Source organism: Amycolatopsis sp. cg13 (assembly GCF_041346965.1).
GTDB lineage: Bacteria > Actinomycetota > Actinomycetes > Mycobacteriales > Pseudonocardiaceae > Amycolatopsis.
Genome location: NZ_CP166848.1, coordinates 2,749,836 through 2,774,298, shown reverse-complemented (window position 1 = coordinate 2,774,298; position 24,463 = coordinate 2,749,836). Strand labels below are relative to the sequence as shown.

Annotated in this window: 23 protein-coding genes; 12 read left to right on the top strand and 11 right to left on the bottom strand. The window is 68.9% G+C overall.

Translation table 11 applies throughout. From position 1 onward, the window contains the following. Window positions 1-16 precede the first annotated feature (16 nt). The 5 genes from araA to AB5I40_RS12465 all read right to left on the bottom strand — a co-directional run bounded on the left by araA (window position 17) and on the right by AB5I40_RS12465 (window position 6,049). Window positions 17-1,522, bottom strand: coding sequence for an L-arabinose isomerase (araA, locus tag AB5I40_RS12485; RefSeq protein ID WP_370938660.1), 1,506 nt, complete (start codon window positions 1,520-1,522; stop codon window positions 17-19). Window positions 1,523-1,547: 25 nt separating this feature from the next. After that, window positions 1,548-2,225 (bottom strand): L-ribulose-5-phosphate 4-epimerase, encoded by a 678-nt coding sequence (locus AB5I40_RS12480; protein ID WP_370938659.1) that lies wholly within the window; start codon window positions 2,223-2,225, stop codon window positions 1,548-1,550. Next, window positions 2,222-3,895: a ribulokinase gene (gene araB, locus AB5I40_RS12475; protein ID WP_370938658.1), complete on the bottom strand. Its 1,674-nt coding sequence runs from the start codon at window positions 3,893-3,895 to the stop codon at window positions 2,222-2,224. Before araB ends, AB5I40_RS12480 begins: the two co-directional genes overlap by 4 nt. Before the next feature lie 108 nt (window positions 3,896-4,003). Next, on the bottom strand, window positions 4,004-5,017 hold the full coding sequence (locus AB5I40_RS12470) for a LacI family DNA-binding transcriptional regulator (RefSeq protein ID WP_370938657.1): 1,014 nt from the start codon (window positions 5,015-5,017) through the stop codon (window positions 4,004-4,006). A 423-nt stretch (window positions 5,018-5,440) separates the two neighbouring features. Continuing rightward, entirely contained in the window at window positions 5,441-6,049 is a 609-nt protein-coding gene (locus AB5I40_RS12465) for a TetR/AcrR family transcriptional regulator (protein ID WP_370938656.1), read from the bottom strand. 23 nt (window positions 6,050-6,072) lie between these two features. Between AB5I40_RS12465 and AB5I40_RS12460 the strand changes: the two genes are divergently transcribed. Then, a complete protein-coding gene (locus tag AB5I40_RS12460; RefSeq protein WP_370938655.1) occupies window positions 6,073-6,540 on the top strand; it encodes an SRPBCC family protein in 468 nt (155 codons plus the stop codon). Between the two features lie 49 nt (window positions 6,541-6,589). On the opposite strand, the gene AB5I40_RS12455 is transcribed toward AB5I40_RS12460, so the two are convergent. Then, a complete protein-coding gene (locus AB5I40_RS12455) occupies window positions 6,590-9,550 on the bottom strand; it encodes a trypsin-like serine protease (RefSeq protein ID WP_370938654.1) in 2,961 nt (986 codons plus the stop codon). Between the two features lie 137 nt (window positions 9,551-9,687). Beyond that, on the bottom strand, window positions 9,688-10,557 hold the full coding sequence (locus AB5I40_RS12450; RefSeq protein WP_370938653.1) for an XRE family transcriptional regulator: 870 nt from the start codon (window positions 10,555-10,557) through the stop codon (window positions 9,688-9,690). Between the two features lie 126 nt (window positions 10,558-10,683). Between AB5I40_RS12450 and AB5I40_RS12445 the strand changes: the two genes are divergently transcribed. The 4 genes from AB5I40_RS12445 to AB5I40_RS12430 all read left to right on the top strand — a co-directional run bounded on the left by AB5I40_RS12445 (window position 10,684) and on the right by AB5I40_RS12430 (window position 13,910). Next, a complete protein-coding gene (locus AB5I40_RS12445) occupies window positions 10,684-11,571 on the top strand; it encodes an XRE family transcriptional regulator (protein WP_370938652.1) in 888 nt (295 codons plus the stop codon). A gap of 154 nt (window positions 11,572-11,725) precedes the next feature. Further along, a complete protein-coding gene (locus AB5I40_RS12440; protein WP_370938650.1) occupies window positions 11,726-12,262 on the top strand; it encodes a CHAP domain-containing protein in 537 nt (178 codons plus the stop codon). A 14-nt stretch (window positions 12,263-12,276) separates the two neighbouring features. Continuing rightward, on the top strand, window positions 12,277-13,125 hold the full coding sequence (locus AB5I40_RS12435) for an acetylxylan esterase (RefSeq protein ID WP_370938649.1): 849 nt from the start codon (window positions 12,277-12,279) through the stop codon (window positions 13,123-13,125). Then, entirely contained in the window at window positions 13,122-13,910 is a 789-nt protein-coding gene (locus AB5I40_RS12430) for an SGNH/GDSL hydrolase family protein (protein WP_370938647.1), read from the top strand. Before AB5I40_RS12435 ends, AB5I40_RS12430 begins: the two co-directional genes overlap by 4 nt. Here the strand turns inward: AB5I40_RS12430 and AB5I40_RS12425 are convergent. Beyond that, window positions 13,904-14,881, bottom strand: coding sequence for a LysR family transcriptional regulator (locus tag AB5I40_RS12425; protein ID WP_370938646.1), 978 nt, complete (start codon window positions 14,879-14,881; stop codon window positions 13,904-13,906). The two genes, AB5I40_RS12430 and AB5I40_RS12425, sit on opposite strands and share 7 nt — an antisense overlap. A 270-nt stretch (window positions 14,882-15,151) precedes the next feature. On the opposite strand from AB5I40_RS12425, the gene AB5I40_RS12420 reads away from it, so the two are divergent. Continuing rightward, a complete protein-coding gene (locus tag AB5I40_RS12420) occupies window positions 15,152-16,372 on the top strand; it encodes an FAD-dependent monooxygenase (RefSeq protein ID WP_370938645.1) in 1,221 nt (406 codons plus the stop codon). Then, complete coding sequence (locus tag AB5I40_RS12415; RefSeq protein ID WP_370938644.1) at window positions 16,369-16,989, top strand: NADPH-dependent F420 reductase; 621 nt, start codon at window positions 16,369-16,371, stop codon at window positions 16,987-16,989. The genes AB5I40_RS12420 and AB5I40_RS12415 overlap by 4 nt, the downstream gene beginning before the upstream one ends. 82 nt (window positions 16,990-17,071) lie before the next feature. On the opposite strand, the gene AB5I40_RS12410 is transcribed toward AB5I40_RS12415, so the two are convergent. After that, window positions 17,072-18,517, bottom strand: a complete 1,446-nt coding sequence (locus AB5I40_RS12410) for a sulfatase (protein WP_370938643.1) — start codon at window positions 18,515-18,517, stop codon at window positions 17,072-17,074. Between the two features lie 73 nt (window positions 18,518-18,590). Then, the gene (locus AB5I40_RS12405) at window positions 18,591-19,031 is read right to left on the bottom strand and encodes a VOC family protein (RefSeq protein ID WP_370938642.1); all 441 of its coding nucleotides are present in this window, start codon (window positions 19,029-19,031) and stop codon (window positions 18,591-18,593) included. Between the two features lie 73 nt (window positions 19,032-19,104). On the opposite strand from AB5I40_RS12405, the gene AB5I40_RS12400 reads away from it, so the two are divergent. After that, window positions 19,105-19,623 carry a MarR family winged helix-turn-helix transcriptional regulator gene (locus AB5I40_RS12400; protein WP_116203116.1) on the top strand — a complete coding sequence of 173 codons (519 nt, stop codon included), beginning with the start codon at window positions 19,105-19,107 and terminating at the stop codon, window positions 19,621-19,623. Between the two features lie 552 nt (window positions 19,624-20,175). Continuing rightward, complete coding sequence (locus AB5I40_RS12395; RefSeq protein ID WP_370938641.1) at window positions 20,176-20,766, top strand: hypothetical protein; 591 nt, start codon at window positions 20,176-20,178, stop codon at window positions 20,764-20,766. 81 nt (window positions 20,767-20,847) lie between these two features. Here AB5I40_RS12395 and AB5I40_RS12390 read toward each other — a convergent pair whose 3' ends face one another. Then, the gene (locus tag AB5I40_RS12390; protein WP_370938640.1) at window positions 20,848-22,332 is read right to left on the bottom strand and encodes an aldehyde dehydrogenase family protein; all 1,485 of its coding nucleotides are present in this window, start codon (window positions 22,330-22,332) and stop codon (window positions 20,848-20,850) included. A gap of 334 nt (window positions 22,333-22,666) precedes the next feature. On the opposite strand from AB5I40_RS12390, the gene AB5I40_RS12385 reads away from it, so the two are divergent. The 3 genes from AB5I40_RS12385 to AB5I40_RS12375 are packed head-to-tail and all read left to right on the top strand — an operon-like array spanning window position 22,667 to window position 24,394. Continuing rightward, entirely contained in the window at window positions 22,667-23,185 is a 519-nt protein-coding gene (locus AB5I40_RS12385) for a cupin domain-containing protein (RefSeq protein WP_370938639.1), read from the top strand. 12 nt (window positions 23,186-23,197) lie between these two features. After that, complete coding sequence (locus AB5I40_RS12380) at window positions 23,198-24,136, top strand: 2Fe-2S iron-sulfur cluster-binding protein (RefSeq protein ID WP_370938638.1); 939 nt, start codon at window positions 23,198-23,200, stop codon at window positions 24,134-24,136. Window positions 24,137-24,145: 9 nt separating this feature from the next. Next, window positions 24,146-24,394, top strand: coding sequence for a hypothetical protein (locus AB5I40_RS12375; protein ID WP_344278592.1), 249 nt, complete (start codon window positions 24,146-24,148; stop codon window positions 24,392-24,394). Window positions 24,395-24,463: the final 69 nt, after the last annotated feature.

Genomic DNA, 24,463 nt, shown 5'->3' with positions numbered 1-24,463 from the left:
GTTCGTTCTCCTTCTTTCAGAAGCCCTGGGCGAGCCGGTGGTAGGCCTGGTTCCAGCGAATGCGGTCGGCGAAGTCGGAGGTGGTGGTGTTCTCGTCGATCACGAGCAGTTCGACGTCGAGCATGCGGGCGAAATCCCGCAGGGTCTCGGTGCCGACCGCCTGGGTGAGCACGGTGTGGTGCGGGCCGCCCGCGGTGATCCACGATTCCGCCGACGTGGTGAGCGACGGCGCCGGTTTCCACACTGCGCGCGCCACTGGCAGGTTGGGCAGCGGTTCGTCGGGCGGAACGACCTCGATCTCGTTGGCCACCAAGCGGAATCGGTCGCCGAGGTCGGTCAGGCCCAGCACCGCGCCGCGGCCGGGCGAGGCGTTGAAGACCAGCCGCACCGGATCCTCGCGACCGCCGATGCCGAGCGGATGGATCTCGCAGGACGGCGTGTCCGCGGCGATGCTGGGGCACACTTCGAGCATGTGCGCGCCGAGGATCTTGGGTTCGCCGGGGCCGAAGTGGTAGGTGTAATCCTCCATAAAGGACGTTCCGCGATCCGAGCCGCGGCCCATCGCTTTCACCGCGGCCAGCAGCGCGGACGTCTTCCAGTCGCCTTCGCCGCCGAAGCCGTAGCCGTCGGCCATCAGCCGTTGTACCGCCAGGCCCGGCAGTTGGCGGAGTCCGCCGAGATCCTCGAAGTTCGTGGTGAACGCGCCGAATCCGCCTTCGGTCAGGAACGAGCGCAGGCCGATCTCGATCTGCGCCGCGTACCTGAGGGATTCGTGTCGTTCGCCGCCACGGGCCAATTCGGGTGCGAGGCGGTATTCGTCGGCGTACTGGGAGACCAGGCTCTCGATGTCCACAGTGGACGCGGCATCGACTCGTTCGACGAGTTCGGTGACGCCGTAGGTGTTGACCGAGACCCCGAACCGCAGTTCGGCCTCGACCTTGTCGCCTTCGGTGACCGCGACGTCGCGCATGTTGTCGCCGAACCGGGCCAGTTTCAACGTCCGCAGATGTGCCGCGCCGATCGCCGCCCGCGCCCAAGCGTCGATGCGAGCGACCACCGCCGGATCGGCCGCGTGCCCGGCGACGGTCTTGCGCGGAATCCCGAGCCGGGTCTGGACGAACCCGAACTCCCGGTCGCCGTGCGCGGCCTGGTTGAGGTTCATGTAGTCCATGTCGAGACTGGCCCACGGCAGCGCGGCGTCGAGCTGGGTGTGCAAGTGCAGCAACGGTTTGCGCAGTGCGTCGAGGCCGCTGATCCACATTTTCGCCGGGCTGAACGTGTGCATCCACGCCATGACGCCGACGCAGGCGGGGTCGGCGTTGGCCTCCTGCAGCACCTGCCGGATCCCGGCGGACTCGGTCAGCACCGGTTTCCCGATCAGCTCGCACGGCAGGCCGCCGGAATCGGCGAGCAGCTGCCGGATCCGCAGCGACTGCCCGGCGACCTGGTCGAGGGTCTCCTCGCCGTAGAGCGCCTGGCTGCCGGTGAGGAACCACACCTGCGGCTTGGTCGCGGAGGTCATCTTTTCTCCTTGCTGGATCAGGGTTTCAGTGCTGCCCGTAGACGTTCTGGTACCGCGCGTGCAGGCGGTCGACGTCGGTGGCCGACAGCGGGGCGGGCGTGCCGAGCTGGTGTGCGATGTGGACGGTGCGGGCCACGTCCTCGACCATCACCGCGGCCTTCACCGCGTCCCGTGCTGCGGCGCCGACGGTGAACGGGCCGTGGTTGCGCATCAGGACGGCGGGGGAGCGGGTCGCGCGCAGGGTTTCCACGATGCCGCGGCCGATCGAGTCGTCGCCGATCAACGCGAACGGGCCGACCGGGATCTCGCCGCCGAACTCGTCGGCGATCATCGTGAGCACACACGGAATCGGCTCGCCGCGCGCGGCCCATGCGGTGGCGTAGGTCGAATGCGTGTGCACGACGCCGCCGATCTCCGGCAGATGCCGGTAGACATAAGCGTGTGCGGCAGTGTCGGACGACGGCGCGAGTTCGCCGTGCACCAGGTTCCCGTGCAGGTCGGTGACGACCATCGTGTCGGCGGTCAGATCGTCGTAGGACACGCCGGATGGCTTGATGACCATCAGGTCTTCGCCGGGGACGCGGGCTGAGATGTTGCCTGCGGTCCAGACGACCAGTTCGTTGCGCGTCAGTTCGTTGTGCAGTCGCGCGACGGATTCCCTCAGTTCCGCGATGGTGTCGCGTGCCTGTGCGGTCAGGGTCATGAGTTCTGTCCTTTCGCGACAGTGGCGAGTTCGCGGCGGCGCGCGGCGAGACGGTGCATGACGTCGTTGCCGCCGCGGCCGAAGTAGTCGTGCAGTGCGGTGTATTCCGCGTAGAGCTCGTCGTAGGCGGACACGTTCGCCAGCACCGGCTGGTACGCCATCCGCTGGACCGAACCCATCGCCGCCGCGGCCGTGCGTACGTCGGGATAGGCACCGGCAGCGACCGCGGCGTGGATCGCCGAGCCGAGCGCGGGTCCCTGCGCCGAGCCGATCAGCGAGAGCGGGAGGCCGGTGACGTCGGCGTAGATCTGCATCAGCAGCGCGTTTTTGGTCAGCCCGCCCGCGATGATCAGCTCGGTGACCGAAACTCCGGCGTCCTCGAACGTCTCGATGATCTTGCGCGTGCCGAACGCGGTGGCCTCCAGGAGCGCGCGGTAGACGTGCTCGGGCCGGGTGCTCAGGGTCTGTCCGATGAGGACGCCGGACAGCTCGTGGTCGACCAGGACCGACCGGTTGCCGCTGTGCCAGTCGAGCGCGACCAGGCCGTGCTCGCCGATCTCCTGCTCAGCCGCTAGGCGGGTCAGGAATTCGTGCGGGCCTTCCGCGCGTGCAGTGTCCGAATAGGACGCCGGTACGCAGTGTTCGACAAACCAGCCGAAGATGTCGCCAACCCCGCTTTGGCCCGCTTCGTAACCCCACAGGCCGGGGACGATGCCGCCGTCGACGACTCCGCACATGCCCGGGACCTCGCGCAGGTCCGCGCCACTCATGACGTGACAGGTCGACGTGCCCATGATCGCGACCATTTGGCCCGGCTCGACCGCCTGCGCGGCCGGGGCGGTGACGTGCGCGTCGACATTGCCGACCGCGACCGCGATCCCGGCGGGCAGTCCAGTCCAGGCCGCAGCCTGCGCGCTGAGCTTTCCGGCGAGCGAGCCGAGCTGCCCGATCGGATGGTCGAGCTTCTCGTCCACAAAGGACTCGAACCCGGGTGCGAGGCGGTTGAGGAAGTCGCGGTCCGGGTAGCGGCCGTCCTGATAGATCCCCTTATACCCGGCTGTGCAGGCGTTGCGGACGTAAGTGCCGGTCAGCTGCCAGACGATCCAGTCCGCCGCCTCGACCCAATGCCGCATCGCGCGGTAGACCTCGGGGGCTTCCTCGAACATCTGCAGCGCTTTGGCGAACTCCCACTCGGACGAGATCAGCCCGCCGTACCGCGGCAGCCACGATTCGCCGCGCTCGCGGGCCGCGGCATTGATGCGATCGGCCTGCGGTTGCGCGGCGTGGTGCCGCCACAGCTTCACGTACGCGTGCGGGTTTCCCGTGAATTCCGGCAGTTCGGAGAGCGGAGTGCCGTCCTCGGTGGTCGGGATCATCGTGCAGGCCGTGAAATCCGTGCCGATCCCGATGACGTCCTGTGGGTCGGCACCCGCCTCGGCGAGCGCGGCGGGCACGGCGGTGCGCAGGACGTCGACGTAGTCCGACGGAACCTGCAGCGCCCAGCCTGGCGGCAGTTCCTCGGCGGTGGCGGGAAGCCGGTCGTCGACGACCCCGTGCCGGTACTCGGTCACGGCGCTTCCCAGTTCGGCGCCGTCGCGCACCCGGACCACGACCGCGCGTCCGGAGAGCGTGCCGAAGTCGATGCCGACGACGAGGGAATCTGCTGGCACTGGAGGGATTTCCTTCCGGGTTCCGCGCCGCGCGACGGTCTGCCACTCGGTCTGTTAGCGCTAACATTCTGCGGATGGTGCGTTTCGGGCGGGTGTTGCCGTGCTTGCTTACCGGGGCCCGGTGCTGTCCCGGACGATCAGATCGGGAGCGACGAGGTGGCGGATGCCGGGGTCGCCGCCCTCCATGCGTTCGACGAGCAACCGGAACGTCCGCCGCCCGACCTCGATGAAGTCCTGCCGGACGGTGGTGAGCGGCGGGCTGAAGTACGCCGCTTCCGGCACGTCGTCGAATCCGGCCACGCGAACCTGGCCCGGCACCGAGATGCCCGCCTCGGCGAAGGCGCGCAGCACGCCCAGCGCCATCTGGTCGTTGGCGACGAACACCGCGTCGGGTCGCGCTTCGACCAGGCGACGTCCCGCGTCGTAGCCGGACCGAGGACTCCAGTCCCCGCGCAGCGGCGGCGGCACCCGCGCCCCGCGCCGCTCGAGCGTTTCCCGCCAGCCGCGTTCGCGCTCCAGCGATTCCAGCCAGTCCTCCGGTCCGGCGACGTGCCACACCGTCTCGTGCCCGAGCGACAGCAGATGCTCGGTGACCCGGCGGGCCCCGTCGTACTGGTCGACCGAAATCACCGGCACCGGAACGTATTCGCCGCCGCCGACCGCGACCATCGGGACGTCGGCGGGCACCTGCCGCAACGCCTCCCCGGCCGCGACGTGCGGCGCGATCACCACGATCCCGCCGACCGCCTGCCGCCGCAGATTGTCGACGGCCTCCGCGAACGACGATCGCCGCGGCCGGCTGACGCTGGAGATCGTGACCCCGTAGCCCTCCTCGCGGGCGGCGTGCTCGATCCCGTACAGCGTGCTCGCCGGACCGTACAAATTGGACTCCAGCGCGACGACGCCGAGGACGCTCGACCTGCCGGTCGCCAACGTCCTGGCCGCCGAGTTGGGCCGGTACCCGAGCTGCTCCACCGCGGCGAGCACCCGGGCCCGCGTCTCCGCCCGGACGGTCCCGGTGTCGTTGACGACCCGGGAGACCGTCATGTGCGAAACGCCTGCCATGGCCGCCACCTCGGCAAGCCCTGGCTGACGTTTGGCTGAAGACCCTTCGGCGGGCATCCCCGCACCTCCTTGGGCCGGCGGGATTGAGCATGGCAATGTTAGCGATAACAGCCGCCGGGTCAAGCCCCTTCGCTAACGAAACGAGAACGCGTTCCGTGCGGGCAGCGCCTGCCTCGCGGCGGGGCCGGGCGCCGAGACTCCGATGCGTATCATCTTCAACCGGGAGCGACGGAGCGGCTGCTGCCCATCCCATTTCGGGCAGGCGAGGGGGAAGCGTGGAGTGTCCGAGATGCCGCCAGGGAATCCTTGAGAAAGTCAAGGCAACCCGGTTTGCTCTTATTATTGTCAAATGTGCTGAATGCGACGCAATTTGGCCGGTCGGAGGAAGTATCGGCCCGGATAACTTCGTTCAGTTCCAGCTGTTCCTGGACCTCATGGGCGAATCCGAGATGGACACTCCTTACGAGGAACTCGGGCAGTTCACCGGGCCTTGAGCCCCAGCGAATGCCGAGCCTGCAACGTCCACGCGGCCAGGAACGCTTCCTCCCCAACATCCCCCGGCGTATGCCCGACGAGCGCCTCGAGAATCGGGTAATACGTCAACGAAGCAAGCAACACCGACGCCGTAGCCGCCGGATCCTCGACCTGAAACTCCCCACGCCGCACCCCGGACGCGATCCACTCCGTCGCGACCGTATAGACCGACCCGAGCACGCCGTGCCACATCTGCTCCAGCAGGGCCGGAAACGGCTCCAGTTCCCGGAAAATAATGCGCAAGGCCGCACGGTCCCGGCGCATGCTGTCCCAAACCAGCCGCGCGACCACCGGCAGGGCCTCGTCCGGCGCTTCGGGCAGCGCGGCCGCTCGACGACTGCTCTCGCTGACCCCCGCCAGGTGTTGCTGCACGATTTCCTCCAGCAGCGCCCGCTTGGACGGGAAGTGCTTGTACAGCGCCCCGGAACCGGGGTTGAGTCCGCAGGCTCGCTGGATGTCGGCGGTCGAGGTCTGGGCGAAACCCCGTTCGGAGAACAGCCGGGTGGCCGCTTCGACCAGGTTCTGCCGGGTCGCTCCGGGAGTTGAACGCGCCATAGTGAGAGAGTACTCTCTTTCCTATGATCGAGGTTCAGGTGACCGAGACGATCAACTGCCCGGCGGACCGCGTGCTCGAGTTCGTGATGGATCCCCGTGCCTATGCCGCGGTCGACCGCAAGATCGGCGCGATCGACTGGGTGCGGCGCGACGGGGACGTCACCGAATTCCGCTTCGGGAGCAAGCTTCCGGGGCTGCCCGGTCCCGCGACGAAGATCGTTTCACGGATGAGCCGGACGCCGGGGGAGCGGGTGGACGTGCGGCTTCCGTCGATTCCGGAGAATCGGCTGGCTCATCTCGTCTCCGAGTTCAGCGCCAGCTGGGTGTGCGTACCGGCGGGCGAGCAGACCGAGGTCACGCGGACGCTGCGTTGCGGGTTCAAAGGGCCGATGAAGTGGTTGGCAGAGCCGGTTCTGCGCCGCACGTTGCGGCCGGACGTCGAGGACGAGATGCGGCAGGCCAAGGCGGCGCTTGAGGCCCAGCGGTCCTGAACGAGACAGACGCCGCCCCACCTGGGAGCGGCGTCTGCCCGGCAAAAACTCAGCCGAAGACGAACCAGAAGAACGCTGCGTTAGCCGTCTTTCCGGAAGCGTCGGTCACGGTGACCGTCACCTGCCTGCTGTCCGCACGGGTCGGCGTCCCGGAGATGACGCCGGTCGACGGGTCGAGCGTCAGGCCGGGGGCGAGGGCGGTCGACGTCCACCGGTACGGGCTGGCGCCGCCGGAGGCTTGCAGCGGCAGGTTCACCGCTTTGCCGGTCCAGCTGTTCTGGTTGCCCGGGTTGGCCAGCGTCAGCGCGGAGGGCTGTCCGCCGGTGACGGTCAGCCGGTAGTGGGTCGTCTGCGTCGATTTCGCGCTCTTGCCGGAGATCGTGACGTCGTACGTTCCGGCGGGAGTGGTCGCGCTCGTGGCGATGGTGAGCGTCGAGCGGCCGCCGAGGTCCACGCTCGCCGGGCTGAACGCGGCCGTCGCGCCCGAGGGCAGGCCGGTAGCGGTCAGGCTGATCGCACCGGTCGGCGGCGGGTTGTCGCCGCCCGGCAGGTGCGGGGCGAGGTCCGCGGCGTAGGTGGAAACCCTCGCGTAGACGGCGTACCAGTCGCACGAGGTCGACATCCACGAGAACACCCCGACGACCGTGTTCCCGACCAGGTACGGCCCGCCGCTGTCGCCGACGCACGCGCCCGCGTGGTGGTCGGCGTACCCGGTGCACAGCATCGCCGGGGTTTTGTATTCCTCCTGTCCTTGCGGATCGGTGAACCGGCCCTTGCAGGCGCTGTCCTCGGCGACCGGGACGTCGGCCTGGCGCAGGACGTTGCTGTAGGTGTTGGCGCCGGTTTCGCCCCAGCCGATCGACATTCCCTTCGTGCCGGGGGCGTCGAGGCTCGGGTCGGTGTTGAGCTTCGGGTACGTGATCCCGGCGGGGACCGGCATGTCCTTGTCGAGCGTCACGACCGCGACGTCCGCGCCGACGCTCCAGTCCGTGTAGCTCGGATGCACCCACTGCGAGGCGATTTCCGCTGTGGTGCCGGTGTTTTGGGTGAGGTCGTCATCGCCGTAGACGAACCATTTGTGGCCGGGTTTCTCCAGCAGGCAGTGCGCGGCCAGGAGCACGGTGTGCGGTCCGAACAGGGTGCCGGTGCAGGACTGCTGTCCAGGGAAAGCCGAACCTTCGCGGCGCATCGAGATGATGAACGGGTGGTCCGCCGTCGTGGTCGGAGTGCCGCCTACGACGCTCGGCGAGGACGCGGGCGAAACAGCGGCGGGTGCGTTGGCGGTGACGGTCGTGCTCGCCGAGCTGCCCGCGGCGACGCTGCCGGAGGAAGGCGAGGCGGACAGTGTGAAGTCTTGCGCCGGAGGCGGGGTGTCGCCGCCGGTCAGCTTCGCGGCCAGTGCGTCGGCCTTCGGGGAACCCCAGCCGGTGCACAGGTCGTAGCCGGTGCCCGCGTTGTAGGTGCCGTTGCCGCCCGAGGTGACGTCGTGGAAGGTCGAGGCGTAGTCCGCCGAACCGGCGATCTTGTAGATGCTCGGGTTGAGCTGGCCGAGCCGGGATTTGCCGCCGGCGAGGGATTTCTGGTTCAGCATCGCCGCGTAGCCCGCCCAGAGCGGGGAGGACAGGCTGGTGCCGCCGACGTCGAGCCAGCCGCCGTTCAGATAGACCGAAAGCGCGCCGGCGCCGTAGTCGGCGACCATCGAGACGTCCGGGACCGAGCGGTACTTGTTCGTGCCGGGCTGCCAGTCCGGCCGGTCGTAGATCTGGGAATACCCGCCCCCTGACCGGGTATTTCCGCTGCCGCCCTGGTTCCAGCACGATTCCGACTGCCACGTGCCCGCGCTGTCGGACGTCCGCAGCTGGGTGCCGCCGACGCCGGTGAACAGCGGGTCGCTGGCCGGGTAGTCGGCCTGGATGGTCTTGTTGTCGCCCTGGTAGCCGCAGCCGGTGCCGCCCCAGTCGCCGGACGCCGAGAACATCGTGACGCCCTGCGCGGCGAGCTGGGTGTAGGAATCGTGCGAGGCCGCGATCGGGCTGGATTCGCAGATCTCGCCGTTGAGCCACGAGCCGGAAAGAATGGTGATCTTGTTGTCCGAGGCGATCTGCGCCATTTCGTGCACCCACGCCTGGTCGGAGTTCGGCGCGGAGTAGACGACCTGCTTGGCCTTCGGGGCGGTCGCCGCGACGGCCTGGACGTCGAGGGTGACCTCCATCTGGTCGCTGCCCGGATTGGCGACGCCGCCGTCCACCTTGACGATTTCCGGCGTGACGGCGGGTTGCTTGAAGTATTGCGTCCACGCGTCGATATCGGACTGTTTGAACGTGTCGAATTCGATCAGGCCGACCGTTTCGCCCGAACCGTCGTAGCTGCCGGAAACGCCGGTCATGCTGTAGGCGGTGCGCAGCTGGGCCGGGGTGTAGCCGCCGCCCGGGCCGGACGGACCCGCCGGTGTGCTCGCCCGGTGCGCGGCGCGCCGGTTCGTCAGGCCGGTGACCCCGCGGACGACGGCAGCGAGGTCCGACGGAACCGCGGTTGCCTTGGTGGCGTTGAAAAACTTCTCGCCCGTAGCCGAATGGAATCCGGCAATCGTGGTACCGAAAGCGTTTTCCACTTCGCCTGGGGTGCCGGACGCGGTGACGACCTGCCGGTTGCCGGTGACGTCGTCGATGCGCAATCCCTTGGCGGTCAAGTACTTCCGCACCTGGTCGACCGCGCTGGCGGTGGGGCCGAATCGCTCGGTGTATTCCGCGGCGCTCAGGTAGTGGCGGTACACCGGCGAGTTCGGATCGGCGGTGTCGGCGACGTACCGTTCGGCGCCCGCCGCGTCGCGCGGCTTGAGTGCGACGGACACCGTGACCTGGCCGGGCAGGGCGGAGCTGTCCGCGGTGGCCCCGGGAGGAATGGCGGGGGCTGCGTTCAGCGGGACCAAGGGCGGTGCCGCCATGGCCGCCGGCGGGGAAAGGGCCGCTGTGGTCAGGAAAGCGGCCACGAGGAGGGCTGGACTTCGCATGCGCTGCTCCGTGGAGGTGAGGAGGAATACAGCACTGAGCACGGTAAGAACCGCGTTCCGGCCTCGGCCACGAAAAGTGGAAACCGCGCGGTGCCGCGGGGGTTTGCGCTGGTCAGCGGGCCGCGTTCACAGAATTGCTACCAGGTCCAGTCCACGCCGATGATCCCGGAGCGGACGTCGCGCGCCGCCAGCGTCACCGCGCCGCTGCGGGTCGCGCGCAGTTCTTCCACCTTTCGGCGGGGCGCGGCGAGATCGCGTTGTTCGAAACGGCGGATGCTTTCCGGAACACAAGAACCGAATTGCACCCGGCACGTGTACAGCGGAGCGGGCCGGGTGAGCCTGCGATGGTATCCCTGCACCGGACATCCGCGCGGAAACACCAATTCGTATTCCGCCGCGGCGACTTCTCCGGCGCGCAGTTCCCGGTCGAAAAGCAACTCGGCGACGAGCAGCCCGCTGACCGCGTCGACCCGGGTCCGGCCCGCGCGGCAGCAGTGCCCGGCGGCGAAGCGCGGAGGCGGTCGCAGGCGGTCCTCGGTCTGGTAGTAGGTCGCCATCCGCACGACCCCGTCGACGGCGGCCTCGGCCACCACGCGGACCCTGAGCAGGCGTTCCTGGCGTTCGTCGTCGACGACCAGTTCGTCGTGCACCGACCACAGCCGCACCTGGTCTTCCGGCGGCAGCTCGAATTCCAGCGTCGCCGGCCGCACCGACGGCCACAACCGGCGCCGTTCGAGCAGGGGAGTCCTGGGCAGGCGGGAGCACTGCCGGTCTTGCGGCCCGAGCAACGACGTGAGGCCGCCCGCGCCCAGTCCGAGCACCTGCTCGAGCTCGACGACCGCGTGCAGCGACGCCTCGCGGCCCGGCAAGGAACGTCCGGTTCGCCAGTACGCCAGGGCGCTGCGCGACACCGTGACGCCGCGGGCGGCGAGGTGTTCGCGCAGCCGGTCCAGGGTCAGCCCGGCGCCGCTGATGGCGGCGTCCAGCGCGTTGGCGAACGACGGCACGGGTCCACTGTGGCGCTGGCCGGGCGGCTGGACCAGCGTCGTTCGTCGGATACCGCTGTGGCGGGCGGGCGTAATGCGGACTTTCGTGGGTTCCGGAACGGGGGAGCGGCGGATCATGCTGAGCGGGTGACTCGGCCTTCCGCGGGCTCGTTCGCGGTCACGCTGGACACCGCGATCGAGGAATCCGGGCTGTCGCTCGATCGGCTCCAGCATCACCTCGCCGCGCGCGGGATCCGGCTTTCGCGGTCGGCGCTGTCCTACTGGCGGCGCGGACGGTCGCAACCGGAACGCGAGACGTCGATGGCCGCGGTTTTGCAGCTCGAAGCGGTGCTGAGCCTCGAACCCGGGACGCTCACCTCGCGGCTGGGCCCGAAAGCGCCGCGCGGGCGCTGGCTCGGCGAACCCGCCTGCCGGATCGAGCGCCGTCGGTTGTGGCCGCAGTTGCGGGCGTTCTCCGCCGAGCTGAAGCCGCCGCCGGACGGGCAGTTGTCGTTCTGGTCGATCCACGACCGCATGGTGCTCGACGAGCACGGAAGCGAGTGCGCGTTGCAGGTCCGGATGGTCGCCGAGGCCGCCGTCGACGGCGTGGACCGGTTGATGACCTACTACCAGGCCGATTCGTTCCTGACCGCCGATCCGGCTTACCGCCGCGTGCGCTCGGCGCGGGTCGGCCGGGTCTGCGTCGACCGGGAAACCGGCATGGTCGCGGGCGAACTGCGGCTGGAGCGGGCGCTGGCGCTGGGCGAGGTGACGATCGTGGAGTACGAGATCCGGTTCCCGCCGGGCTCGCCGATCGACCACTACCACCGCCGCTTCACCCGGCCGGTCGCGGAGTACGTCTGCCAGGTGAGCTTCGGCGCGCGGGTCCCGCGCCGCGTCCGGTCCTTCGAGCAGCGCGGGCTCGGTGGTCCCGAACATCCCGGCAATCCGCTGGCCGCCGGTGCCACGCACACGACGACGCTGGCGTTGCGCGACGTCCGTCCCGGCATCTACGGCACCGGATGGCAATGGTGAACGAGCGGGCCGCGCCAATTCTGTGAACACCCCGCGCCGACCAGCGAAGACGATCTGCTGCGGACCAGTCGTCCACAAAGGTCTAGTCCGGACTTGATCAGCGACTTACCGTCACGGCGCACTTACTCCCCGAAGCAGAGAAAGGCCTCTCCCCATGCGCCGATCTTCCCGTACCGTCCTCGCCCTCGCCGCTGCCGCCGCCTTCGCCGTCAGCGGGACCGCCACCGCGACTGCTGCTCCTGCCGCGTCTGTTGCCCAGGCGACGTCGATGGCCGCCCACTTCGGAACCGTCCCGGCCTCGTCGACCGCGGGCACTATCGGCGACATCTACCCCGCGAAGTGGCGCAACGTTCCCCAGGACTCCGTCGTCGACGACTGGAACATGTACAACCGCGAGTGTGTCTCGTGGGCGGCCTTCAACATCGCGCGCCACGGCGAAAGCGCGAACAACTACGGCGACGCGAAGTACTGGGACGACAACGCGCGCAACCACGGCTACCGCGTCGACAACACTCCGACGGAGGGGGCGATCGCCCAGACGGACAACGGCACCTACGGCCACGTCGCGATCGTCGACAGCGTGCACGGCGGGACGGTCACCGTCGAGGACTACAACTGGACCGGCGACGGGCACTACCTGGTCCACGACGTGAACGCGTCGTCGTTCCGCTACATCCACTTCTACAACTGATCCAGGGGCCCGACATGCGTTCGTTCAGCCGGAGGTCCCTCCTCGCGACGACAACGGCGGCGGTCGCCGTCGCGCTGGTGCCGCGAGCGGCGCTCGCCCTCCCGGCGGCTCCGCTCAGCGGCACCGCCCGCGACTACGAGAAGGACGGGCCGCACCAGCCGGTCAAAGCCGCGGGCGACAGCGCACACACGCTCTACTATCCCGGCGACCTCGCTTCGAGCACCGCCAAGCACCCCGTGCTGATCTGGGGCAACGGCACCGGGGCGACCGTCGAACAGTACGAAGCCCTGTTCACCCATCTCGCCAGTTGGGGTTACCTCGTCGCCGCGGCGAACACCGGACAATCCGGCTCCGGCAAGGAGATGCTCGACGGGGCGCGGTATCTGATCGCCGAGAACGCCCGTCAGGGCAGCATTTTCCACGATCGCGTCGACACCGGGGCGATCGCCGCCGCGGGCCATTCCCAGGGGGGCGGCGGCGCCATCGCGGCCGGTGCCGATCCGCTGGTGAAGACCACGCTCCCGATCATGCCGGGACCGCAGGGCACCGTGAGCGCGTTGCACGGACCGGCGTTCTTCGTGTCCGGACAGGCGGACATCATCGTCCCGGCGCCGTATGTCCGCGCACGTTTCGCCGCGTGCGACCAAGTTCCTGCGGTCTATGGGCAGCTGCGCGGGGCCACGCATTTCCTGCAGGGCGACACGCGGTACCGCCTCATCGGCGCGATCACCGCGTGGCTGCAGTACCACCTGGCTGGCGACCAGGCGGCGAAGACCGTGTTCTACGGCCCGAGTCCCGACCTGCGCCAGGACACCGCGGCCTGGTCGGATTTCGCCCGGAACAGCCGAGCGGACGGCGGATGAAAGCCGCTCGCTGGGCCGCCGCGGCGGGTGTCGCCGCGGTGACCGCGGTGCTCGGCTGCCAACCGGCCGGTGCCGCCACGTATCCGACCTCGATGGCCGCGCTGGGCGATTCGATGACGCGGGCGTTCAACACCTGCCTGCTGCCGTGGACGGACTGTGTCCGCAATTCCTGGGCCACCGGCTCTGCCGTCGACAGCTACTACCAGCGGCTGCGGAATCCGGACATCGCAAACCACAACCTCGCGGTGACCGGCGCCCGGATGAACGACCTGCCCCGGCAGGCGAAGGCCGCGGTCGCCAGCCGGGTCGACCTGGTCACCGTGCTGATGGGCAACAACGACGCCTGTAGTGGTGGCACCGGCGTGGGGACGTTCGAGAGCCAGTTCAAGGAGGCGATGACGACCCTGGCGCAGGGACTGCCCGACGCTCAGGTCAAGGTGGTGTCCATCCCGGACATCTACCAGCTCTGGGACGTCCTGCACACCAATAAAGCCGCGGTCGCGAAGTGGGGCACCTTCCACGAATGCGATGCGCTGCTGGCGAACGCGACCTCGACCGCTCCCGCCGATCAGCAACGCCGGGAAGCTTTCCGGCAGCGGATCGTCGATTACAACGCCAAGCTCGCCTCGGTGTGCGGCGAGTACCCGCATTGTCAGTACGACGGAGGCGCCGGTTTCGCTGCCCGGTTCGATCCGAGTGATGTGTCCACTGTGGATTACTTCCATCCGAGTGCCAAAGGGCAGGCGTTGATCGCTGACGTGGCTTGGAAAGCGCTGGGTTACTGACGACCGGAAGCGGTGCCGTTCGCCGAGAGCGGCACCGCTTCCTCAGGTGCGGTCCGAGCCGGAATCGCGTCGGCGAGACCGTGCTCGCCGAGCCGCTCCGCCGCGAAGTCGAGAAGGGCGGAGGCGCGCGGAGTGAGCTTCATGTCCGCCGGCCAGATCCCCACCACGTGGGAAACCGTGACCGGAGGGTCGAGCGGCCGGATGACGACCGGCCGCCCCTCGATGCTCACGGGGAGCGCATGCGGCCGGGACATGAGCAGCCCGTACCCGAGTCCGCGGCCCACCAGTGCCTCGACGAGGCCGATCTGGGAGACCCTGGCTTCGATCCTGGGCTCCAGGCCGCGCGCGGTGAACGCGTCCGCCACGTTGCGGACGCCCGGGGTCGCGTCGTACTGGATGTAGGGCTCGTCGGCGAGATCCGCCAGGTCCACTGTTTCGGCCGCCGCGAGCGGATGCCCGGGCGGCAGGTGCGCCTCGAGTTCTGTCGCGTAGATCCGGCGGCGGTGGTAACCGGTCGGCAGCGACACGTCGTAGACGAGGGCCACGTCGAGACGTCCCGCCTCGAGATCGGAGAGCAGCTCTTCGTTGGTGCCCACCGTGATCCCGATGCTCACGCCGGGATGCCGTTTGGGGAAGCCCTCGAGAAGCTCCGGCACCACGTTCGCGGCGAAGCTCGAGTAGCAGCCGAGCCGCACCGGACCCCGCAGTTCCTGTTCGCGCCCGGCGCTCAGGACGAGTTCGTGCGTGTCGGCCACGATCTGCCGAGCCCGTCTGGCGAAATCCTGACCGGTCGGAGTGAGCGTGAGCCCTCTGGCCTTGCGCCGCACGCACAGCTGCTCGCCCACGGCGCTCTCCAGGCTCGACACGGCCTGGGACAGCGCGGACTCCGAAATGTGCAGGTGCGCCGCGGCCGCGCTGAGCGTGGGGAAGTTCGGCAGTGCCGCGAAGAGTTCGAGTTGCCGCAGGCTCACCTCGGAGATGGCTGCCCCACTTCTTCAGTTCAACCGAATTACATCCTCACATTACCACGATTTACACGCAGACGAAGGCCTCGCATCATAAGAGGAACAGCTTCCCGATCCCTCCGAACGGAGGGCTGGCAAGGACTTTGGGGACAACGGTGTGCTCCTCCATTGCCGCAGGCGACTCCGTCTCACCACGGCGAATCGCCTTCGCGACGATCATCGGCGCCGCGCCGCGCAAGCCAGTCGAGGAGAAGCGAAGCCAGGCAAGGAGATGCAGTGGCAAGCGAGGACACTCGAATCGCGATCGTCGGCGGAGGGATGGGCGGGCTGACGGCCGCGATCGCGCTGCGGAAGATCGCCGGCGTCCAGGCCACCGTGTTCGAGCAGGCAGGCAAGCTGGGCGAAGTGGGCGCGGGGGTCACGGTCGCGCCGAACGCCGCGCGCGTGCTCGAGAGACTCGGCGTGCTCGACCGGATCAGGCAGGTCGGCGCGGTCCCGGACGGGCACGGCGTCTACCAAAACGCCATGGGCGGTCTGGTGACCGACGCGGCATGGGAGGACTCGGCCAAGCAGTACCAGAACATCGGGATGTACCGCCCGGACCTGATCGACGCTTTGGCGTCGGAGGTCGATCCGGCGACGATCCGGCTCGGCCACCGGCTGGTTTCGGTGGAGACACTGGGTTCCGGCGTTCGCCTCGAGTTCGAGAACGGCGCGGACGAAGTGTTCGATGCCGTGATCGGAGCGGACGGCATCCATTCGGTGGTGCGGGGAGCCGTCGGCCAGTTTCCCGAGCCGGTCTACTCCGGGTACCTCGTCTACCGCGGAGTGGTCGACGCGTCCCGCCTGCCCGGCGACTGGCGCATGATCAGCCAGGTGTGGATGGGCAACCGGAGGCACTTCATGTGCTATCCGCTGCAGCAGCGGAAGCTGTTCAACTTCGTCGCCGGCGTCCCGAGCGACCGGCCGCTCGACGGGCCCTGGTCCGGACCGGCGGCGGTCGGCGAACTCGCCGCCGAGTTCGCGGGCGCGGACTGGGACCCGAAACTCCAGGAGTTCATCGGGTGCATCGAGCACACGTTTTGGTGGGGCCTCTTCGATCACGAGCCGCTCACCAATTGGTCCCGAGGGCCGATCACCCTGCTCGGCGACGCGGCGCACACGATGCTGCCGCACCAAGGGCAGGGGGTGAACCAGGCGATCGAGGACAGCATGGCGCTCGCCACGTTCCTCGCGGCGGCCGACAGCGTCGCCGACATTCCCGAGGCGTTCCGGCGCTACACCTCAGTCCGCATGCAACGCACGGCGATCCTGCAGAACGGCTCTCGCCGGGCCGGCGCCATGTTCGACGCACAGTACGAATTCGCGGACCTCAAGAAGCGCGACGCCGATCTCCGGGTCGGGCGCGACTTCCGGCGTAGCGCGGTATTCGACTACGACGCACAGAAAGTGGCCGAACAGGCGCTCAACCGATTCCAGGGGGTTCCGGTCGCATGACCTCGATCAGCATCATCGGCAGCGGCAAGATGAGCGGGGCGATCGCGGAAGTCGCGACCCGGGCCGGCGCCGGTGTCCAGATCATCAAGCGCAGTGCGGAAAGCATGTCCGCGGCGCGTCCCGGTCCCGACTACGGCGTCCTGGGCGACAAGCTCACCGGAGACCTGGTCGTGCTCGCCGTTCCCTACGGGGCCTACCCGGGCATCGTCGAGCACTATCGGGAGCAGTTCCGCGAAAAGATCGTCATCGACATCAGCAACCCCATCGATTTCTCCACCTACGACCGGCTGCTCTCGCCCGCCGATTCGTCCACCGCGGCCGAACTCGTGAAGCTGTTGCCGGCGGGCACGGCCGTCGTCAAGGCGTTCAACGTCAATCTCGGAGACACGCTCGTCAGCGGCACGAACGGCACGACGCGCACGACCGTCCTGTTCGCCGGCGACTACGCGGACGCGAAGACGGCCGTCGCGGAGTTCATCGAGGCGGCGGGAATGCGCGCGGTCGACGTCGGTCCTCTGACCCGCGCGAGGGAACTGGAGGCGATGGGATTCCTCCAGATCGTGTTGGCGGCGCTCGGCAAGACGCGGTACGAGTCGGGCTTCGCGCTGCTGGAGTGAGCGGCGTCGATCGCCTCCGCGGCACCCGCCGGCGCCCTGCGCTGCATCTCCGCGCCGGGCGTCGGCGGACGGCCTGGCGGGGTCAGCGGCGGCAGGCCGCCGCGCCGTGGCAGGAGGTCATCGCCCGCAGGGTGTCGTGCAGCTGTTTCGCTTTGTCCGGCGGCAGTTGAGCGGCCGTGTTGTGCAGTTCCTGCGGATCGGTGGTCCGGTCGTAGTACTCCTTGGCGCCGTCGGCGTACTCGACGTAGGTGTAGGCGGTGCTCCGAATCGCCTCGTAGGTGGTCGGATTGCCGCTGTTCTTCGCGGGTTTGTCCGGGTCGTTCTTGTCGAAGTCGGGACCGTGGTGCTCCACCAGCCCGACGGTCCGCCACGTCGGGGGTGCGGCGCCGGTCAGCAGCGGCACCAGGCTTTCGCCGTCCACCGGTGCGGGAGTCGATGCCCCGGCCAGCGCTTCGAAAGTCGGCCGCAGGTCGATGTTCTCCGCGGGCTGGTCCACTGTCGCGCCCGCCTTGACGCCGGGGCCGGTGACCACCAGCGGCACGTGCACGTCCGTGTCGAACGCCGTCTGCTTTCCGGGAGTGAGCCGGTACTCGCCCATGTGGTAGCCGTTGTCCGAGGTGAAGACGAGGTCGGTGTTCCCGCGTACTCCGGCTTTGTCCAGTGCCGCTTGCACGGTGCCGATCATCTTGTCGACCGACTGCACGGCCTGCGCTCGCTTGCGGAAGTCCTCGTCGATTTTCTGCTTTTCCTTGTCTGTCAACGGGGTGCGGGACGCGAGCCACGACGGCGGCGAGGAGGGCAGCGTGTCGAAGGCAGGTCCGCGCGGGGCGGTGAGGCCGGGGAACGCGTCGGCGTCGCGAGGCGCGGGGGTGTAGGGGGCGTGCGGGGCGAACGTGGCGAGTTCCATCGCGAACGGGGTGTGGTCGGCTGCCGAGCTGGCGACGAACTGCGCGGCCTTGTCCGCCATGACGTCGACGAGGTAGTCCTCGGGTTTCTTGCCGTAATGCTTGACCGTGCCGTTCTCGTTGAGGTCGTAGTCGAATTCGGGGTAGCCGTTCCCCGCGACGTCCCATTCGTTCCAGCCGGGCGGGATTCCGTCGGATTTCGGCTGGTAGCCGTTGAGGTACTTGCCCATCATCGCGGTCCGGTACCCGGCCTGCTGCAACGACGTCGCGTAGGTCGACTTGTCGTCGCCGCGGCCGTGGAAGACGCGGTAGCCGCCGTCCTTGCCGCCGTTGGTGAAGACGCCGGTGTCGTGCGGGACCATCCCGGTGAACAGCGATGAGCGCGACGGGCAGCAGAGGGAGTCGGTGACGGTGTAGTTGGCGAAGGAGGTGCCGTTCCTGGCCATCTCCTGCACGTGCGGCAGATACGGCAGCAGGTTCATCGAGAGGTCGTCGGTGAGCACGAGGACGATGTTCGGTTTGCCGCCGGCCGCGGCGGGCTGGCCCGGCACGCAGGCGACGGCCGTCGAAGCCACTGTCAAGGCAAGCAGCGAGATCAGGAGCGAACGAGCGCGTTGCGGCATGCCCCGCACGCTAGGACCGAGATCCGCGAGCTTGGTTCGAGGCGTGTTCGGGTTCGGTAAATCCGCCGCGCGCTCAGCCGAGTTCCTGGGCGAGCCCGACGACGATATTCTCCGGCCCCCGCACGTAGCACAGCAGAAAGATGTTCTCGTACTGCACCACCTCGTCGACCAGTTCGGCTCCGTGGGCGCGCAGGCGGGCGAGGGTGTCCTCGAGGTCGTCGACCGCGAACATCATCCGGCGGATGCCCAGCGTGTTCGCCGGGGCCTTCCACGGCTCCGGGGCGATCGCCTTCGGCTGGTGGAACTTCGCCAGCTCGACCCGCCCGGGGCCGTCCGGGACGCGCAGCATCGCGACGTCCTGCTCGACGTCTTTCAGCCCGACCACCCGTTCCGCGCCGCGCCAGTCCAGCGGGCCCTTGTTTTCCAGTTCCAGCCCCAGTTCGACGAAGAACGCGATGACCGCGTCGAGGTCCTCGACCACGATGAGGACGTTGTCCATCCGCTTGACCGTCATGCGGTCACCGTAGCGCTCCCGGAAAACCTTAGTGGTGCTATTCTTAGCTCAAAGCTATTCACGGGGGTGCCGGATGCCGAAGCGGACCGAGCCGGACGAGGTCGACGAGATGCTCGCGCAGTGGCGCGCGGAGACGCCGGACGTCGACACGTCGCCGCTGGCGGTGTTCGGGCGGTTGCATCGTTCATTCGACCGGTACCAGCGGCAGCTGACGCGCGTGTTCGCCCGGCACGGGATCACGGTCGCGGACTTCGGGATCCTCGCCGCGCTCCGGCGGGGCGGCGCGCCTTACCGGCGCACGGCGGGCGACCTCGCCGACACGAACCTGCTCACCACCGGCGGCATCACGCAGCGGGTCGACAAGCTGGTGCAAGCCGGGCTCGTCCGCCGCGAACGCGACGAGGACGACCGGCGCGTCGTGTTCATCGGCCTCACCGAGGAAGGGCTCGCGGCCACGGACAAGGTGGTGCACGAGCATTTTCCCAACGAAAACCGCATGCTGGCCGGGCTGACCGCGGCGGAACGGGCACAGCTGGCGAAATTGCTCGGGCGGTTGGAGCGGTCGCTGGACCAGGCCGAGTTCGGCGACTGAACTTCGGGTTGTGCCGAGCTGTTCGGCTCGGGTTGGGCGGCGGCCGGGGCGCGGCAAGCTGCGGACCGCCCGCACGGCCACGGCGCACCCAATGCGGCATTCGGTGGATCCCACGCACCCAATGTGGCATTCGTTGCGTCGCACGCACCCAATGTGGCATTCGTTGCGTCGCACGCACCCAATGTGGCATTCGTTGCGTCGCACGCACCCAATGTGGCATTCGTTGCGTCGCACGCACCCAATGTGGCATTCGTTGCGTCGCACGCACCCAATGTGGCATTCGTTGCGTCGCATGCACCCAATGCCACGTTGGGGCGCGATGTCGCTGCCATCGCCAGGGCGGCGGCGGTTGGCGGTGAGCCCGCGCGGCGTGGGTGGTTGAGGGTGAGCCCGCGCGGCGTCGGTGGCTGGCGGCGAGCCCGCACAGCATCGGCGGACCACCGCTCCGATGTGCCGTCCGCCCCGACTTCGCCGGGCCCTGGGGTTGGCTCGCTGTTCGCACGAGCAAATAGCTCCGTGTCGTTTCGGCGGATCCGGGCTTACGTTCGGGCGATGGCTAACGAAGTGACCATTCCGCTCCTGCCCTGTCGCTCCATCGACGACGTCGCGCCGTTCTACGAGATGCTCGGTTTCGAGATCACCTCCCGGCAGGACCGGCCGTACTCGCACCTCGCGGTGCGCCGGGAAGACCTCAATCTGCACTTTTTCGGGATGGACGGCTACGACCCGGCGCAGTCGTACAGCACGTGTCTCGTCATCGTGGAAGACACCAGCGACCTGTTCGAGGCCTTCGCGGCGGGAATGCGGTCCGTGCATGGGAGACTGCTCGTCTCCGGCATCCCGCGGATGACCCGGCCGCGGCTGCGCAACGACCGCTACACCGGGTTCACCGTCGTCGATCCGGGCGGCAACTGGATCCGGATCAACCAGGCCGCCAAAGCGCCCGAGGCGCGGACCAAGCTCGCGAAAGCACTGGAAAACGCGGCGCGGCAAGCGGATTCGCACGGCGACGAACGCCAGGGGCTGAAGATCCTGGAAGGCGCGTTGAAGCGGGCGACCGGCGACGAACCGGAGTTCGAGGCCGTGCGGGAGTACCGCGACGAGCTCGTCGAACGGATCGCGGGGGCTGAGCCGCAGGCCTGACCGACAGCGCCACCGGAACCACCGGTTACGTCGTCGAGCCTTGGGCAGCGCCGGAAAGCAAGATCAGAACCTGCTGGCGGATCAGCCTCGAGCCCACGGGATCGGCTCGTCCGCCAGGCTCAGGTACAAGCTTTTCTGCCGCTGGTAACTGCGGATCGCGGTGCGGCCCTTGTCCGTGCCGAGGCCGCTTTCCTTGGTGCCGCTGAACGGCGTCGAGATGCTGAACTGCTTGTACGTGTTGATCCACACCGTCCCCGCGTCGACGCGGCGTGCCAGGCGGAGTGCGCGGCGGTAGTCGGCGGTCCAGATGCCGCACGCCAGGCCGTAGACGGTCGAGTTGGCCTGAGCGACCAGGTCTTCCTCATCGTCGTAGGGCAGCAGGACGCCGACTGGGCCGAAGATTTCCTCCTGGCACGTCTTCGCGTCCGGGGCGAGGCCGTCCAGCAGGGTGGGTTCGTAGTAAGCGCCGCGCGACAAGCGTTCGGCAGAAGGGATTTGGCCGCCGCACAGGACATTCGCGCCTTCTTCGCGGGCGCGGTCGACCATCGCGGCCACCTTGTCGCGGTGTGCGAACGTCGCCAGCGGTCCGACCTGGGTGGCGGGATCGGTGCCGGGGCCGAGTCGCAGGGCCGAAGAAGCAGCGACCAGGCGGGCAGTCCATTCGTCGTACTGCTCGCGCGGCAGGAAGATCCGCGATCCGGCGATGCAGCTCTGTCCGGTCGACGAGAAGATTCCATACAGGATTCCGGCGACAGTCTCCTCGATGTCGGCATCTTCGCAGACGATCGTCGGGGATTTGCCGCCCAGTTCCATGGTGACCGGGATGATCCGGTCCGCGGCGATGCGGCCCAGCACGCGTCCGGTGGTCGTGCCGCCGGTGAAGGCGAGCTTGCCGACCAGCGGATGACGGGAGATGGCGTCGCCGACGACCGAGCCGGGGCCGGGCAGGACGGACAGCAGTGCGGGCGGGACGCCGGCGTCGTGGATGAGACGGGCCAGCGCCAGCGAGACCAGGGGAGTGGCTTCGGCCGGTTTGAGCAGGACGGCGTTTCCGGCGGCCAGCGCGGGGGCGATTTTCTGGGCGTCGCTGGCGATCGGCGAGTTCCACGGCGTGATCGCGCCGACGACGCCGATCGGTTCGTGCACGCTCATCGTCAGGTGCGCGCCGCGGCTCGGCGGGAGTTCGCCTTCGAGGGTTTCGAGCGCCGCCGCGTAGTAGCGGAACGTGCCGGCCGCGCTCGCGACCAGCGCGCGGGTTTCGCCGAGCGCCTTGCCGGTGTTGCGGGTTTGCAGCAGGGCGAGTTGCTCGGCGTGCGCCTCGATCGCGTCGGCGACGCGGGTAAGCAGGCGGGCGCGCTGGTGCGGCAGCAGGTCTCGCCACGCCGGATCCGCGGCGGCTGCGGCACCGGCGCGGGCGGCGGCGTCGACCTGGGCGGAGTCGGCGGCGTGGATCGAGGCGACCGTCGAGCCGTCGGCGGGATCCACGCACGCGGACGCGGGACCGCCGCCGCGCTGCCAGCCGCCGCCGACCGGGATTTCGTCGGGCGGGACGGGGAAGGGCTGCATGGCGAGGTCCTCTCGGCGCGGGTGACGGGGTGCGATCGAGGAAACCTTAGACCTAAGATTTCGTCAAGACCCGGGTCTGCTCTGCCCGGGTCCGGTCCGGTCAAGGTCCGTGAGGGGAACCCTGAGGGAATCAGATTCCCTCAGGGTTCCCCTCACGGACGGCCAGTCCGGGGATGCTGGCGCGCGAGCCGCCGCGGAGCCGCGGTAAAGAATTTTAGGCCTAAGGGGTTGTGCGGATCACAGGCCGCGGGGTACAACCCTTATCAGTAAGTCTCTTAGACCTAAGGCATTCGGCGGCGAGCCCGCCGAGGACCACCGGAGGAGTTGCCCCGCGATGACCACCACCGAAAGCAAGCACCAGCCCCTCGAGGAGCTCATCGACTCGTGCATCGCCGCTCGCGAGACGCGGTACGAGGACTGGGACACCCTCGGCTTCCAGGCCGCCGCGAAGGGCGACGAGTTCCGCCGCGCGCAGATCCGCTACATCGGCTCCGGCGCGACCGGCAACCACGACGGCGACTCCCGTCAGCTGCCCTCGGAGCACTTCACCTTCTCCAACATGCGGCTTCCGGTCGGCGCGATCGGCCCGGAGCACACCCACCACGACGTGGAAGAGGCGTTCTTCGTCCTCGAAGGCACGCTGGAGGTGACCGTGCACGACGTCGAGGACGGCACCAAGACCGCCACCCGCGTGCTCGGCTACCGCGACCTGATCCGCGTGCCCGCCGGGGTGCCGCGCAGCCTGCGCAACGCCGGCGACACCGACGCGCTGTTCTGCGTGATCATCGGCGCGCAGAAGCCGCAGCTGCCGACCTACCCGCCCACCTCGCCGATGCACGGCGTCACTCGCTGAGAAGAGACCGCGATGCCGACGATGCTGCGGGTGCACCGGACGACGTGGCTGGCCGACCGGGTCACGCAGGTGGAACTGCGCGACCCGGAGGGCAAGCCGCTGCCCGGCTGGGAGCCGGGAGCGCACCTTTCCCTGCACCTGCCGAACGGGCTGGTCCGCGAGTACTCCCTCTGCGGCGACCCGGCCGACACGCAGGCGTGGACGGTCGCGGTGCTGCGGGAGGAATCCTCGCGCGGCGGCAGTGCCTGGGTGCACGAGCGGCTCACCGCGGGGAGCGTCATCCCCGTCGAGGGCCCGCGCAACACCTTCGAACTGCACGACGCTCCGGAGCACCTGCTCATCGCCGGCGGCATCGGCGTCACCCCGATCCTCGCGATGGCGCGGAAACTCGCCAGCGGCTCCACGCCGTGGTCCATGCTCTACTGTGGACGGTCGCGCGGCGGGATGGCTTTCCTGGCCGAGCTTTCCGGGCTCGCCGAGGACCGGCTCGAAGTGCACGCCGACGACGAGCACGGCGGCCCGCCCGACTTGGCCGCGAGGCTGGCCGGGCTCGCGCCGGGCACGGTCGTCCATTGCTGTGGCCCCGAACCGTTGCTCCTAGCGGTCGAGGCGGCGTTGCCGGAAACGGCGACCTTGCGAGTCGAACGCTTCCGGGCCCCCGAAGCTCCGGCAGCCGCGCCGGGAACGGGATTCGACGTCGTGTGCGCCGGTTCCGGGACCCGGGTTTCGGTGGCCGCCGACGAGTCCATTGTGGACGCGCTGGGGCGTACCGGGATTTCCGTGCCGACCTCGTGCCGCGAGGGCGTGTGCGGGACTTGTGAAACGAAGGTGCTCTCCGGCGAGCCGGACCACCGCGATTTCGTGCTCGACGACGACGAGAAAGCGATCTCCGGGACCATGATGCTCTGCGTGTCGCGGTGCCGGTCCGCCGAACTCGTTCTGGATCTTTAGGAGCCGGCCATGGCCGGACACACCCACCGGCAGCTCGCCGTGCTGCGCGCCGCCGCCGCGGGGCACGTGGAAATGACGTGCAGCCGCGAACCGCACCTCTACGTCGACGGCCTCGCCTGCTGCGACCCGACCCTCGGGCACCAGCTGGCCGGGCTGCTCGCCCCCGAACCGGCCGCTCCGCGCGGACCGGGGCTGCGGGTGCCCGCGGTGCTCACCGCCGCCGGGCAGGCCGCGCTCGCCCCGACCGCCGCCGCTTGAGGCCCGGGCGCGGCGATCCCGGTGAGAACCGCGCACGAGGCCTGACCACCACGAACCGAAGGGAACGTC